The organism is Streptomyces sp. NPDC040718, from assembly GCF_055593565.1.
This window is the reverse complement of sequence record NZ_JBVIXO010000021.1, coordinates 40,527-55,023: the sequence shown is the minus strand read 5'-3', so window position 1 is coordinate 55,023 and position 14,497 is coordinate 40,527. Positions and strand designations below refer to the sequence as shown.

Genomic DNA, 14,497 nt, shown 5'->3' with positions numbered 1-14,497 from the left:
CATGGCTCAGGACACCCGCACCGTCGGAACGCCCACGAACGTCACCCAGAACCACACCAAGGGCGGCATCGGCGAGTCCACGCTCCGCCCGGACGGCACCCTCAAGGTCACCGGTGAGTTCGCGTACTCCTCGGACATGTGGCACGAGGACATGCTGTGGGGCCAGACCCTGCGCAGCACCGTCGCCCACGCCGAGATCGTCTCCATCGACATCTCCGAGGCCCTGGCCATGCCGGGCGTCTACTCGGTCCTGACGTACGACGACCTGCCGGCCGAGATGAAGAACTACGGCCTGGAGATCCAGGACACCCCGGTTCTCGCCAACGGCCGGGTGCGTCACCACGGTGAGCCGGTGGCCCTCGTGGCCGCCGACCACCCGGAGACCGCCCGCCGCGCGGCCGCCAAGATCAAGATCGACTACAAGGAGCTGCCGCTCGTCACGGACGAGGCCTCCGCCCTCGCCGCCGACGCGCCGCTGATCCACCCGGGCCGCGACGACCACCACTCCGGTCACGTCCCGCACCCGAACATCGTGCACCGCCAGCCGATCATCCGCGGCAACGTGGAAGAGGCCCGCAAGCGCGCCGACGTCATCGTCGAGGGCGAGTACACCTTCGGCATGCAGGACCAGGCCTTCCTCGGCCCGGAGTCCGGTCTCGCCGTGCCGTCCGAGGACGGCGGTGTCGACCTCTACGTCGCCACCCAGTGGCTGCACTCGGACCTCCAGCAGATCGCCCCGGTCCTCGGCCTCCCGCCGGAGAAGGTACGCATGACGCTCTCGGGCGTCGGCGGCGCCTTCGGCGGCCGCGAGGACATCTCGATGCAGATCCACGCCTGCCTCCTGGCCCTGGCCACGAACAAGCCGGTCAAGATCGTCTACAACCGCTTCGAGTCCTTCTTCGGCCACGTGCACCGCCACCCGGCGAAGCTGTACTACGAGCACGGCGCCACCAAGGACGGCAAGATCACGCACATGAAGTGCAAGATCGTGCTCGACGGCGGTGCCTACGCGTCGGCCTCCCCGGCCGTCGTCGGCAACGCGTCCTCCCTTTCGGTGGGCCCGTACGTCATCGACGACGTGGACATCGAGGCGATCGCGCTCTACACGAACAACCCGCCCTGCGGCGCGATGCGCGGCTTCGGCGCCGTCCAGGCCTGCTTCGCGTACGAGGCCCAGATGGACAAGCTCGCGGCGAAGCTGGGCATGGACCCGGTCGAGTTCCGCCAGCTGAACGCCATGGAGATGGGCACGATCATGCCCACCGGCCAGGTCGTGGACTCCCCGGCCCCGGTCGCCGAGCTGCTGCGCCGGGTCAAGGCCCGCCCGCTGCCGCCGGAGCGCCAGTGGGAGACCGCCGGCGAGAACGCGGACGTCCGCGCGCTGCCCGGTGGCCTCTCCAACACCACCCACGGCGAGGGCGTCGTCCGCGGCGTCGGCTACGCGGTCGGCATCAAGAACGTCGGCTTCTCCGAGGGCTTCGACGACTACTCGACCGCCCGCGTGCGGCTCGAGGTCATCAACGGCGAGCCCGTCGCGATGGTCCACACGGCCATGGCGGAGGTCGGCCAGGGCGGTGTCACCGTCCACGCGCAGATCGCCCGGACCGAGCTGGGCGTCACGCAGGTGACCATCCACCCGGCCGACACGCAGGTCGGCTCCGCCGGTTCCACGTCCGCCTCCCGGCAGACGTACATGACCGGTGGCGCCGTGAAGAACACCTGTGAGGCCGTCCGCGAGGCCGTCCTGGAGATCGGCCGCCGCAAGAACGGCTCCTACCACCCGGCGTGGGCGACCGCCGAGCTGCTCCTGGAGGGCGGCAAGGTCGTCACCGACGGCGGCGAGGTGCTCGCGGAGCTGGCGGACATCCTGGAGGGCGAGGACGCCATCGACCTCGAACTCGAGTTCCGCCACCGCCCGACGGTCGCCTTCGACCTGAAGACCGGCCAGGGCGACGGCCACGTCCAGTACACCTTCGCCGCGCACCGCGCGGTCGTCGAGGTGGACACCGAGCTCGGCCTGGTCAAGGTCGTCGAGCTGGCGACCGCCCAGGACGTCGGCAAGGCGCTGAACATGCTCTCCGTGGTGGGCCAGATCCAGGGTGGTACCACCCAGGGTCTCGGCGTGGCTGTCATGGAAGAGATCATCGTGGACCCGAAGACCGCGAAGGTGCGCAACCCCTCCTTCACGGACTACCTGATCCCGACGATCCTGGACACCCCGACCATCCCGGTCGACGTCCTGGAGCTGGCCGACCCGAACGCGCCGTACGGCCTTCGCGGTCTCGGCGAGGCCCCGACCCTCTCGTCCACCCCGGCCGTCCTCGCGGCGATCCGGCAGGCGACCGGTCTGGAGCTCAACAAGACGCCGATCCGTCCGGAAGCCCTTACCGGGACCCTCTAGGACGGCGTGGTCCGGGGGCCGCCAGGCCCCCGGACCGCACCCCTCGGATTTCCGGGCGGTGTGACTCGGGAACGTCACACTTCACGCCGCACCGCCCGGAGCACGAAGTACGCGGTACCGCACCGCTCGCGGTCCTCGTCACTTGGCAGAACCCCTGCAAAAACCCCCACGTAGTACCAGCGGTCACCCCCGCGCTACCCGCAGTACACGCAGTGCACATTTCGCGTCGCCTCGGGCCGTCACCCCGGGTCGTGCAGCCAACGCAGTTTCCCAAATCCCGCGTCTCCAATCTTTATGCGGGTGCCCCTTTGAACCTTGGGAGTTAGGCACCATGACCCAGTCGTCTGTGGAGCCCAAGACCACCGCGGAAGAGGCCGGCGACGGCTCTCTGAACCCCGCCGGGCGTTCTTGGCTCGACCGTTACTTTCACATCACCCACAGAGGATCCAACGTAGGCAATGAAGTTCGTGGCGGCGTCACGACCTTCATGGCCATGGCGTACATCCTCCTGCTCAACCCGCTGATCCTCTCCGGCAAGGACGTCGCCGGGGACACCATGAGCCAGAAGGCCCTGATCACGGCCACCGCCTTCGCGGCGGCCCTGACCACCCTCCTGATGGGCTTCATCGGCAAGGTCCCGCTGGTCCTCGCCGCCGGCCTGTCCGTCTCCGGCGTCCTGGCCTCGCAGGTCGCCCCGCAGATGACCTGGCCGCAGGCCATGGGCATGTGCGTCATGTACGGCGTCGTGATCTGTCTCCTGGTCGTCACCGGCCTCCGCGAGATGATCATGAACGCGATCCCGCTCGCGCTCAAGCACGCGATCACCATGGGCATCGGCATGTTCGTCGCCCTGATCGGTCTCGTGAAGGCCGGCTTCGTCGGCAAGGGCCCCGAGTTCGGACCCCCGGTCCAGCTCGGTTCGGTCGGCGAGCTCGCCGGCTGGCCGGTCCTGCTCTTCTGCGTCACCCTGCTGGGCATCTTCATGCTCCAGGCCCGCAAGATCCCCGGCGCCATCCTGATCGGCATCGTCGGCGGCACCGTCCTCGCGGCGATCCTGAACGCCGTCATGGACATCGACCCGAAGGCCTGGAAGAACGGCCCGCCGACCCTCGACGGCTCCGCCATCTCGATGCCGGACTTCTCGCTCTTCGGCAAGGTCGAGTTCGGCGGCTGGGGCGACGTCGGCGTCATGACGGTCGGCATGATCGTCTTCACGCTGGTGCTCGCGGGCTTCTTCGACGCGATGGCCACCATCATCGGCGTCGGCACCGAGGCCAAGCTGGCCGACGACAAGGGCCGCATGCCGGGCCTGTCCAAGGCGCTGTTCATCGACGGTGCCGGTGGCGCCATCGGCGGCATCGCCGGCGGCTCCGGCCAGACGGTCTTCGTCGAGTCCGCGACCGGCGTCGGCGAGGGCGCCCGCACGGGCCTCGCCTCCGTCGTCAGCGGTCTGCTCTTCGCCGCCTGCCTCTTCTTCACCCCGATCACCCAGATCGTCCCGGGTGAGGTCGCCTCCGCGGCCCTGGTGATCATCGGCGCGATGATGATGCAGAACGCCCGCCACGTGGACTGGGCCGACGCCGCGACCGCCATCCCGGTCTTCCTGACCGTGGTGATCATGCCCTTCACCTACTCGATCACCCCCGGTGTCGCCGCCGGTGTGATCTCCTACGTGGCCATCAAGGTCGCGCAGGGCAAGGCCCGCGAGATCGGCGCCTTCATGTGGGTCCTGACCGGTGTCTTCCTGGTCTTCTTCGCCCTCCACCCCATCGAGGCGTGGCTCGGCGTCAAGTAAGGCAGGGCACGTGGGCACCACCTGACCCTCCCCGCATCCGATACTGGAATCCGAAACCTCTCCGAGGAGGCCGCACATGCTGGACATCGCCGAAGAACTGAACCGGTGGGTCGAGCAGGGACGTGACTTCGCCGTCGCCACCGTGGTGGCGGTCGGCGGGAGCGCTCCCCGGCAGCCCGGAGCCGCGCTCGCCGTCGACGGCGAGGGCACGGCCATCGGATCGGTCTCCGGCGGATGCGTGGAGGGCGCGGTGTACGAGCTGTGCCGGCAGGCGATCGAGGACGGCGAGACCGTCCAGGAGCGCTTCGGCTACAGCGACGACGATGCCTTCGCCGTGGGCCTGACCTGCGGCGGGATCATCGACATCCTGGTCACCCCGGTCCCCGTGGGCTCCCCCCTGCGGGAGGTGCTCGCCATCGCGCTGCGTGCCGCCGCGCAGGGCGAGGCCGCCGCGGTGGCCCGGATCGCCGAAGGCCCGGCCGAGCTGACGGGCCGCGCCCTCGTGGTCGGACCCGACGGGTCCTTCGAGGGCGGCTTCGGCGGCCACCCCGAGCTGGACCGCACCATCGCCGAAGAGGCCCGCGCCATGCTCGACGCCGGCAAGACCGGCGTGCTGGAGATCGGCGCCGACGGCCGGCTCTGCGGAGAGCCGCTCAAGGTCCTGGTCGAGTCCAGCGTCCCGCCCCCGCGGATGATCGTCTTCGGTGCCATCGACTTCGCCTCCGCCCTGGTACGGATCGGCAAGTTCCTCGGCTACCACGTGACGCTGTGCGACGCCCGGCCCGTGTTCGCCACGAAGAAGCGTTTCCCCGAGGCCGACGAGATCGTGGTCGACTGGCCGCACCGCTACCTGGAGACCGCCCGGGTCGACGGCCGGACCGTGCTCTGCGTCCTCACCCACGACGCCAAGTTCGACGTCCCGCTCCTCGAAACGGCCCTCAAGCTCCCCGTCGCCTACGTCGGGGCCATGGGCTCCCGCCGCACCCACGAGGACCGCAACAAGAGGCTCCGCGAGGTCGGCGTGACCGAGCTCGAACTGGCCCGCCTGCGCTCCCCGATCGGCCTGGACCTCGGCGCCCGCTCCCCGGAGGAGACCGCGCTGTCCATCGCCGCCGAGATCGTCGCGAACCGCCGCGGCGGCAGCGGCGCCGCCCTCACCGGTGCGCACATCCCGATCCACCACGACACCTCGAACACGGTGATCGGCAGGATCGGCTCGGTCGCCTGAAGGGGCGGCCCCCGTAACCGAGCGAAGGCGCGGCCCTCCCGGGGGTTGCGCCTTCTGCACGTCCCGCCTATTTTACCGGCCGGTAACAGCGCTTCCCCGTATCGGAGTTGAGCGGATGTCCCGAACCGGTCACACCAAAGCACGCGCCCTCCGCCTGACGTGCGCCCTGGCGCTGGCAGGCCTCGCGGCCACCCTCGGCCCCGCCTCCCGGGCGGCGACCCCGCCGGACGGCGGCCTGCGCGAGGTGCTCTTCGTCGGCAACAACTGGGAGGGCACCGCCGACGTCCTCGCCTCCACCGGCGACCTCGCCCGCGTCGGCCGGATCAACGTCGTCCCCGACAAGGAGGAGCGGCTCCGCGAGATCTACCTCAACCCCGTCAAGCTCGGCTTCTTCCTCGGCATCCGGGCCACGGCGGGCGAGGGCCACGACCAGTTCGTCGACGACATGTACACCACCCCCGACGGCTCCGCCGTCGTGGTGTCCCGGCCCAGCTTCGCCGACGTCGTCTCCATCGACCTGCGCACCGGCCGGATCAACTGGCGCTTCCCGGTCGCCGGCCACCGTTCCGACCACATGGCCGTCTCGCCCGACGGCACCCGCGTCGCCGTCTCCGCATCCACCGCGAACACCGTCCACGTCCTCGACATCGCCACCGGCCGGCAGACCGGATCCTTCGCCACCGGCGACAAACCCCACGAGAACACCTTCACCGACGGCGGCCGGTACCTCTGGAACAGTGCCATCGGCGACGTCACCTCCGCCCTCGACGCGTCCTGGCTCGACTGGACGAAGGGCGACCGGAAGATCACCGTCGTCGACACCGAGACCTTCCGCACCGTCCGCGTCATCGACATGCGCGAACGCCTCGACGCCTTCGGCCGCAAGGACCTCTCCGACGCCGTACGGCCGGTCTCCTTCAGCCCCGACGGGTCGAAGCTCTACTTCCAGGTCTCCTTCTTCAACGGATTCGTCGAGTACGACGTGCCCTCCGACCGCATCACCCGCGTCAAGACCCTCCCCGAGAACCCCGCCACCCCCGCCGACCGCACCAAGTGGGTCAACGACTCCCGCCACCACGGCATGTCCATGAGCCCCGACGGGAGCAGGCTCTGCATCGCCGGCACCATGGACGACTACGCGACCGTCGTCGACCGCGCCACCCTCGCCGAAGGGCCGCTCGTCCCCGCCGCCAAGCCCTACTGGGCCACCGTCAACGGCGACGGCACCGCCTGCGTCATCTCCGAGAGCGGCGCCGACCAGGTCACCGCCATCGACTTCGCCACCGGCGCCAAACGCGTCTCCGTCCCCGTCGGCGACCACCCCCAGCGGGTACGAATCGGTCACGTCCCGGCCGGCTGGAGCGGCCCCGCCGGCCGCTGAGGGCCGCTGACGGCAAGCCCGGAAACCGGCCGGACCCGCCAACGGGCCCGGCCGGACGGGCAGATCCGGCCAATATGGTGTGAGCAGTCCGCGATGACCGATTAGTCTCCCGATCATGGTGGACATCCGCGAGGTACCCGAAGCCGACATCGACCGCGCTCAGGAGCTCGCCTACCTGGTCTTCCACGACCGCCCGGAACCGGAGACACGCGAACGGCACCACTCGCTGCTCGCCCGCTGCACCCGCCTGGGCGCCTACGACGGCGACGCACTGGTCGGCTTCATGGCCGCCCACCCCTTCCGCCTCTCCGTCCCCGGCGGCGGCGACCTCGCCGGCCCCGGCCTCACCTTCGTCTCCGTCGCCCCCACCCACCGCCGCCGGGGCGTCCTGACCGCCCTCATGGACGAACAGCTGCGCCGCGCCGGGGCCGACGGCAGCCCCCTCGTCGTCCTGTGGGCCTCCGAAGCCGCCATCTACGGCCGCTTCGGCTACGGCCCCGCCACCCAGGGCGCCACCATCGAGATCGACTCCACCCGGCCGCTCGCCCTGCGCATCGACCCCGACCCGCGCCCGCTGCGGCTGGTCGGACCCGACGAGGCCCTCACCGTCATCGCCCCCCTCCACGAGGCCGCCCGCAGGACCCGGGCCGGCAGGCCGAGCCGGAGCGCGGAGCGCTGGGCCGAGGAGTGGCTCTGCGAACAGGACGAGGAGGACGAGGAGCTGAGCCCGCCCAGGATCATCGCCCTCGGGGAGCCGGGTGAACCCGTCGCGGGCTACGTCCTCTACCGGACGAAGCACGAGGACGACGGGGCGCCGCCCGCCCGCGGCCCCGGCCTGGTCCGCGTCGACGAACTGGAGGCCGAGACCCCGGCCGTCGCCGCCGCGCTGTGGCAGTGCCTGGCCTCCCTCGACCTGACCGGCAAGGTGTCCGCGTGGGGACGCCCCCTGGACGACCCGCTGCTCCACTTCGCCGCCGACCGGGACCAGGTCAGGATCACCGCCCAGTACCCGGCGCTGTGGCTGCGGCTGGTCGACGTACGGGCGGCGCTGACCGGGCGGTCGTGGGCCGCGCCCGTGGAACTCGTACTGGAACTGGCCGACGTACGGCTGCCCGCGAACGCCGGACGGTTCCGGCTCAAGGCCGGGCCGGGCGGGGCGGCGTACGAGACCGCCCGCGCGGAACCCGACCTGTCCCTGGACGTACGGGAGCTGGCCGCCTGCTACCTCGGCGGGACCCGGGTCGAGGAGCTCGTCGCCGCCGGGCTGGTCGTCGAGCACACCCCCGGCGCCGCGGCCGCCCTGGACGCGGCGCTGCGCACCGGCCCGCTGCCGCACACGTCCGACGAGTTCTGACCCCCCGGAACTCGGGCCGCCGCCATGCCGAAGCCGCTGCCCAGAACGGCGGTCGACAGGGCGTCGCCCGGGCGGCGCAGGTTCTCCTCGCGGTAGCGGCCCGTCATCCGGTGCCAGTGCAGGACCCCGGCGAGCCAGTCCTGGAGCTCGCCGACGTACGCGTCGAGCCCGGCGCGGGCCCCGGCGTCCAGTCCCCAGTCGTCGTAGAGCACGGGCAACTGGTTCGCGACGATGTGCTGGAACTCCTCGATGCGCCGCTCCAGCAGGGAGTGGCAGATGTGCAGGGCCTCGGGGTAGCCGATGTCGAAGAAGTTCCGGGTGACGAGCACGTGGTTGTGCACCTCGCCCTCGAACTCCACCTCCTTCTGGTAGGAGAAGATGTCGTTGACGAGGGCCCCGGCGTCGGCAGCCGCGTTCTCCAGCGACCGGATGGTCCCCGAGCGGTAGATCTCGTCGGGGACGCCCCGGCCGTCCTGGCCGAGCCGGCACATGTACATGGTCATCTGGGAGCCGAAGGTGTGGCGGCGCATCTCGGCGTAGTCCACCGGGTCCGGGATGCGGTGGTGGAGCTGGTTCTCCACCTCCCACACCCAGCTCTCCAGCATGCTCACCATGGTCGCCCGGAACTCGGCGCGGCCGGCCGGGGGCAGGCCCGGGGCGGTGCGTGCCCACAGGTCGGCGAGCGAACGTTCCATCACGGTGGCCGGGACCACCGCGGCCGCCCCGTCCAGAGGCATCAGTGCGATGAGCCGTGCGGTGGCGGCCTTGGCGGCGGCCAGGTTCCCGGACTGCCCGAACACCAGGGGGTAGTAGTCGTCCGCGTACGTGCCCCAGCCCAGCCAGCAGGCGTTGAGCAGCAGTGCCTCTGCCGTGGCGTCGGGGTCGATGCCTGCGGAGCAGAGCGCGAAGTCGTACCCGTGCAGCTTCTGTTCGTTCCAGACGGCCGAGCCCGGGTCTCCGGGCTGGGGGTCCAGCAGCCCCATCCGGCGGCACCACTCCACCAGCCCCTCGCGGGCGTGCTCCAGGTGCGGGCTGAGGGACAGCTCGTAGGGCATGCGGATGTCGGGGATGACGGAGGGCCCGGTCCGCTCGAAGGGGACGTGGCCGAAGGAGCGGCGGCGCAGTTCCATCGAGCGCCGGGTGAAGGCGGAGCGCAGGTCGAAGGCGCTGGTGCCGGGCCCGGAGGGGAGGAAGGGCAGGGTCGGCCGCCGGGTGGCGGCGGCCCCCTCGTTCATGTAGCGGCTGGAGGCCATGTGCCATTCGTGGCCGCCCGACTGCCAGTCCTGGAGGCCCTTGGTGTAGGCGAGCACGGCCGCGGTCTCGGCGGGGGTCAGGGCGTGTTCGGCGAAGAGGCGGGGGAGTTCGGTGAGCGCGGTCTGCTCGAACTGCTGGAGGCGGGAGGTGATCAGGTCGTTGGAGATCTCGGCGGCCTGCTGGGTGGTGCACCCGAGGAAGGTCTCCAGCACCAGTACGGCATTGGAGAGTTCGCCCTCGTCCTCCACCTCGCGCTGGTAGGAGAAGATGTCGTTCCTGATGTGCACGGCGTCGGAGAAGGCGTCGCGCAGGACGCCCAGCGGCCGTGAGTGCGCCACCCGGGCGGGGACTTCGGCCGCCACGTACTCGACCAGGCCGGCCGACCAGGGCGCGCCGCCGACCTTGCGGCGCATCTCGATGTATTCGAGGGGGTTCGCGACCCGCCCGATGCCGATGTTGGCGAGCTCCCACATGGACTCGTCGAGCAGGTTCTTCGTGGAGAGGGAGAACCGTTCCCGCCAGTCCGCCGACATGGCCGGGACCGTTCGCGCCCACAGGTCGGCGAGTCCGGCCTCGACGGGGTTGGTGGCCTCGGGGAAACCTTCCGCCAGGTCCATCGGCATGAAGGCGGGCAGCCGGTCGAGGTAGGCCTTGGCGCCGGCCCGGTCCTGGGAGCGCTTGAACATCTCCAGGAAGTGGTCGTCGAAGAAGAAGACCCACACGTACCAATCGGTGACCAGGGACAGTGTTTCGCCGTCGCAGTCGGGGTGCGTGTACGAGCACAGCAGCGCGTAGTCGTGCGAGTCGAGGTCCGACTCCTCCCAGACACCGGACCCCTCCAGCATTCCGAAGGAGCGCGCCCACCGCTTGCTGTGGGCCCTCGCCTCCTCCAGGCGGGGGTTGAGGCGCGCCGGGTACGGCACGTAGAACTCCGGCAGTCGGAACGGCTGCGTCACTGCGGGGCCGGCCTTTCGTCGAGGTGCGGGGGCAGGCGCTCCGGCCCCAGCACGAGATCAGCACTGCCCTACCCCCGGCGTCGCCCGGACAAGGGGGAGTTCACCGCTTCAGGTGACGGTCGGACTGCTGTGCGGTGCGGGGGCGGCGCGGTCAGCCGGCCGGGTGGAGGGGGGTGCCGGGGTGGGCCTGCCGCCAGGCCGCGGTGTTCGGCGGGGAGGGCGTCGATGTGGTCCGCGTACGCCGGGTCCGCCGACATGACGGCGAACAGGCCGTGCTCCTCGCCCTTCCAGTGGGCGAGGAGCACGGCCTGCATGGCGCTGACCAGGGCGCGGGCGGTGGTGAGGTCGCGAGCGTCCAGGGCGCGGAGGGCGTCGCCCGCCGCGTTCGCCACCGTCTCGTGCCCGGCGGTGAACCCCTTGATCAGGGGGATCCGGCGGCAGCCGCAGTAGTGGCACATGCCAGCCGGTGTGGGGTTACCGGTCGGCTTCGCCTTCCAGGTTGCCCTCCGTGTCCAGGTAGACCTGGCGCAGGGATTCGAGGACCTGCGGGTCCGGCTTCTCCCACATGCCGCGGGACTCGGCCTCCAGGAGGCGCTCCGCGATGCCGTGGAGGGCCCAGGGGTTGGCCTCCTCCAGGAAGGCGCGGTTGGCCGGGTCGAGGACGTACGTCTCGGTGAGCTTGTCGTACATCCAGTCCGCGACCACGCCCGTGGTGGCGTCGTAGCCGAAGAGGTAGTCGACGGTCGCCGCCAGTTCGAAGGCGCCCTTGTAGCCGTGGCGGCGCATCGCCTCGATCCACTTCGGGTTGACCACGCGGGCGCGGAAGACGCGGGAGGTCTCCTCGACCAGGGTGCGGGTCTTGACCGTCTCCGGGCGGGTGGAGTCCCCGATGTACGCCTCGGGGGCCGTGCCGCGCAGCGCGCGGACGGTGGCCACCATGCCGCCGTGGTACTGGAAGTAGTCGTCGGAGTCGGCGATGTCGTGCTCGCGGGTGTCCGTGTTCTTCGCGGCGACGGTGATGCGCTTGTACGCCGTCTCCATCTCGGCGCGCGCCGGACGGCCCTCCAGGCCGCGGCCGTACGCGTAGCCGCCCCAGACCGTGTAGACCTCCGCCAGATCGGCGTCCGTACGCCAGTCGCGGGAGTCGATCAGCTGGAGGATGCCCGCCCCGTACGTGCCGGGGCGCGAACCGAAGATACGGGTGGTGGCCTTGCGCTCGTCACCGTGCGCCGCCAGGTCCGCCTGGGCGTGCGCGCGGACGAAGTTCGACTCCGCGGGCTCGTCCAGCGAGGCCGCCAGCCGGACCGCGTCGTCCAGCAGGCCGATGACGTGCGGGAACGCGTCGCGGAAGAAGCCCGAGATGCGGAGCGTCACGTCGATGCGGGGGCGGCCGAGCTCGGCCGGGGGGATCGCCTCGACGCCCGTGACGCGGCGCGAGGCCTCGTCCCAGACGGGGCGGACACCCAGCAGGGCGAGGGCTTCCGCCACGTCGTCGCCGGCCGTGCGCATCGCGCTCGTGCCCCACAGGGACAGGCCCACCGAGGCCGGCCACTCGCCGTCGTGGTCGGCGCGGTAGCGGGTCAGGAGCGAGTCCGCGAGGGCCTGGCCCGTCTCCCACGCCAGGCGGGAGGGCACGGCCTTCGGGTCCACCGAGTAGAAGTTGCGGCCCGTCGGGAGGACGTTGACCAGGCCGCGCAGCGGGGAGCCCGACGGGCCGGCCGGGACGAACCCGCCGTCCAGGGCCCGGACGACGTGGGCGATCTCGTCCGTGGTGCCGGCCAGGCGGGGGACGACCTCGTCCGCCGCGAAGGCGAGGACGTCCGACACGGCCTGCGGGTGGCCCGCCGAGACCGCGGCGACCGCGTCCGGGGACCAGTCCGCGTCCTCCATCGCCTGGACCAGCGCGCGGGCCGTCTCCTCGACGGCGTCCGCGGAGGTGCGGGTCGCCGCCGACTCGTCGAGGCCGAGGGCCTCGCGCAGGCCGGGCAGGGCCGCCGTACCGCCCCAGATCTGACGGGCCCGCAGGATGGAGAGGACCAGGTTGACCCGGCCCTCACCGGTCGGGGCGCCGCCGAGGACGTGCAGGCCGTCGCGGATCTGGGCGTCCTTGACCTCGCACAGCCAGCCGTCGACGTGCAGCAGGAAGTCGTCGAAGCCGTCGTCGTCCGGGCGCTCTTCGAGACCCAGGTCGTGGTCCAGCTTCGCCGCCTGGATCAGCGTCCAGATCTGCGCGCGGATCGCCGGGAGCTTCGACGGGTCCATGGAGCTGATCTGGGCGTACTCGTCCAGGTGCTGCTCCAGGCGCGCGATGTCGCCGTACGACTCGGCGCGGGCCATCGGCGGCACCAGGTGGTCGACCAGGGTGGCGTGCACGCGGCGCTTGGCCTGCGTGCCCTCGCCCGGGTCGTTCACCAGGAACGGGTAGACCAGCGGGAGGTCGCCGAGCGCGGCGTCCGGGGCGCAGGACGCGGAGAGGCCGGCGTTCTTGCCCGGCAGCCACTCCAGGTTGCCGTGCTTGCCGAGATGGATCATCGCGTCGGCGCCGAAGCCGCCGTCCTCGGCCGCCGCCTGGATCCACCGGTACGCCGCCAGGTAGTGGTGCGAGGGCGGCAGGTCCGGGTCGTGGTAGATCGCGATCGGGTTCTCGCCGAAGCCGCGCGGCGGCTGGATGAGGATCAGCAGGTTCCCGCGGCGCAGGGCCGCGAGGACGATGTCGCCGTCCGGGTTCGAGGAGCGGTCCACGAACATGTTGCCCGGGGCCTCGCCCCAGTGCTCCTCGACCTGCTCGCGCAGCTCGGCGGGCAGCTCGGCGAACCAGCGCCGGTAGTCGGCGGCCGGGATGCGGACGGGGTTGCGGGCCAGCTGCTCCTCGGTCAGCCAGTCCTGGTCGTGGCCGCCGGCCTCGATCAGGGCGCGGATCAGCTCGTCGCCGTCGCCGGAGACCAGGCCGGGGATCTCGGCCTCGGGGCCGAAGTCGTAGCCCTCGGAGATGAGGGTGCGCAGCAGCTCGACGGCGCTGGCCGGGGTGTCCAGGCCGACGGCGTTGCCGATGCGGGAGTGCTTGGTGGGGTATGCGGACAGGACGAGGGCGATCTTCTTGTCCGCACGCTCGATGTGGCGCAGCCGGGCGTGGCGCACCGCGATGCCGGCGACGCGGGCGGCCCGCTCGGCGTCGGCCACGTACGCGGGCAGGCCGTCCTCGTCGATCTCCTTGAAGGAGAACGGGACGGTGATCAGACGGCCGTCGAACTCGGGGACGGCGACCTGGGTGGCGGCGTCGAGCGGCGACAGGCCCTCGTCGTTCTCCTCCCAGTCGCCGCGCGACCCCGTCAGGCACAGCGCCTGGAGGATCGGCACGCCCAGCCCGGCCAGCGCGCCCGCGTCCCAGGACTCGTCGTCCCCGCCGGCGGAGGCGGTGGCGGGACGGGTGCCGCCGGCGGCGAGCACCGTGGTGATGATCGCGTCGACGGAGGACAGGGCCTGGAGCAGCTCCGGCTCCGGGGTGCGCAGCGAGGAGACGTAGAGGGGGACGGGCTGCCCGCCCTTGGCCTCGATGGCGTCGCAGAGGGCGTGCACGAAGGCGGTGTTGCCGCTCATCTGGTGCGCGCGGTAGTAGAGCACCGCGACCCGGGGGCCGGAGGCCTGCCCGGGGGTGCGCTCCAGGGCGCCCCAGGTGGGGGAGGCGGCGGCGGGCTCGAAACCGTGGCCGGTGAGCAGCACGGTGTCGGAGAGGAAGCGGGCCAGCTGGTCGAGGTTGGCGGGGCCGCCGTGCGCGAGGTAGCGGTGCGCCTCGGCGGCGATGCCGATCGGGACCGTGGAGGCCTCCATCAGCTGCGCGTCGGGGGCCTGTTCGCCGGTCAGCACGACCACCGGGCGGGTCTGGCCGGCGGCGAGGAGCACGTCGAGGCCCTCCTGCCAGGCGCGGAGGCCGCCGAGGAGGCGTACGACGACCAGCCCGACCCCGTCGAGCAGGCCGGGCAGGTCGTCGAGGGGCAGACGGGAGGGGTTCGCGAACCGGTACGGCACGGGGCCGCCGGCGACGTTCGCGGCGCGGGCGCTGAGCAGATCGGTGTCGGACGTCGACAGCAGCAGGATCATGCGGCGGCAGGCCTTCCTCGGGGTTTCCGC

Annotated in this window: 7 protein-coding genes and 1 pseudogene; 5 read left to right on the top strand and 3 right to left on the bottom strand. The window is 71.6% G+C overall.

The window, feature by feature from the left end:
• Position 1 precedes the first annotated feature (1 nt).
• From ACZ597_RS33120 to ACZ597_RS33100, 5 genes and pseudogenes are all read left to right on the top strand, one after another.
• Complete coding sequence (locus tag ACZ597_RS33120; RefSeq protein ID WP_471338633.1) at positions 2-2,401, top strand: xanthine dehydrogenase family protein molybdopterin-binding subunit; 2,400 nt, start codon at positions 2-4, stop codon at positions 2,399-2,401.
• A gap of 331 nt (positions 2,402-2,732) precedes the next feature.
• Positions 2,733-4,196: an NCS2 family permease gene (locus ACZ597_RS33115; protein ID WP_471338631.1), complete on the top strand. Its 1,464-nt coding sequence runs from the start codon at positions 2,733-2,735 to the stop codon at positions 4,194-4,196.
• Between the two features lie 76 nt (positions 4,197-4,272).
• On the top strand, positions 4,273-5,424 hold the full coding sequence (locus tag ACZ597_RS33110; RefSeq protein WP_471338629.1) for an XdhC family protein: 1,152 nt from the start codon (positions 4,273-4,275) through the stop codon (positions 5,422-5,424).
• Between the two features lie 115 nt (positions 5,425-5,539).
• The gene (locus ACZ597_RS33105) at positions 5,540-6,805 is read left to right on the top strand and encodes a YncE family protein (RefSeq protein WP_471338627.1); all 1,266 of its coding nucleotides are present in this window, start codon (positions 5,540-5,542) and stop codon (positions 6,803-6,805) included.
• Positions 6,806-6,920: 115 nt separating this feature from the next.
• Positions 6,921-8,096 (top strand): annotated as a pseudogene (locus tag ACZ597_RS33100) (GNAT family N-acetyltransferase); the annotation flags it as partial.
• Here the strand turns inward: ACZ597_RS33100 and ACZ597_RS33095 are convergent.
• The 3 genes from ACZ597_RS33095 to cobN all read right to left on the bottom strand — a co-directional run bounded on the left by ACZ597_RS33095 (position 8,027) and on the right by cobN (position 14,467).
• Positions 8,027-10,369 (bottom strand): terpene synthase family protein, encoded by a 2,343-nt coding sequence (locus ACZ597_RS33095; RefSeq protein ID WP_471338625.1) that lies wholly within the window; start codon positions 10,367-10,369, stop codon positions 8,027-8,029. The pseudogene ACZ597_RS33100 and the gene ACZ597_RS33095 sit on opposite strands and share 70 nt — an antisense overlap.
• 68 nt (positions 10,370-10,437) lie before the next feature.
• On the bottom strand, positions 10,438-10,827 hold the full coding sequence (locus ACZ597_RS33090; protein ID WP_471338623.1) for a hemerythrin domain-containing protein: 390 nt from the start codon (positions 10,825-10,827) through the stop codon (positions 10,438-10,440).
• 16 nt (positions 10,828-10,843) lie between these two features.
• Positions 10,844-14,467 (bottom strand): cobaltochelatase subunit CobN, encoded by a 3,624-nt coding sequence (gene cobN / locus ACZ597_RS33085; protein ID WP_471338621.1) that lies wholly within the window; start codon positions 14,465-14,467, stop codon positions 10,844-10,846.
• Positions 14,468-14,497: the final 30 nt, after the last annotated feature.

What these genes read in the sequence shown, in the direction of transcription:
- ACZ597_RS33120 (WP_471338633.1), top strand. Translation starts at nt 2, where the DNA reads ATGGCTCAGGACACCCGCACCGTCGGAACGCCCACGAACGTCACCCAG.
- ACZ597_RS33115 (WP_471338631.1), top strand. Translation starts at nt 2,733, where the DNA reads ATGACCCAGTCGTCTGTGGAGCCCAAGACCACCGCGGAAGAGGCCGGC.
- ACZ597_RS33110 (WP_471338629.1), top strand. Translation starts at nt 4,273, where the DNA reads ATGCTGGACATCGCCGAAGAACTGAACCGGTGGGTCGAGCAGGGACGT.
- ACZ597_RS33105 (WP_471338627.1), top strand. Translation starts at nt 5,540, where the DNA reads ATGTCCCGAACCGGTCACACCAAAGCACGCGCCCTCCGCCTGACGTGC.
- ACZ597_RS33090 (WP_471338623.1), bottom strand. Translation starts at nt 10,827, where the DNA reads ATGTGCCACTACTGCGGCTGCCGCCGGATCCCCCTGATCAAGGGGTTC.
- cobN (WP_471338621.1), bottom strand. Translation starts at nt 14,467, where the DNA reads ATGATCCTGCTGCTGTCGACGTCCGACACCGATCTGCTCAGCGCCCGC.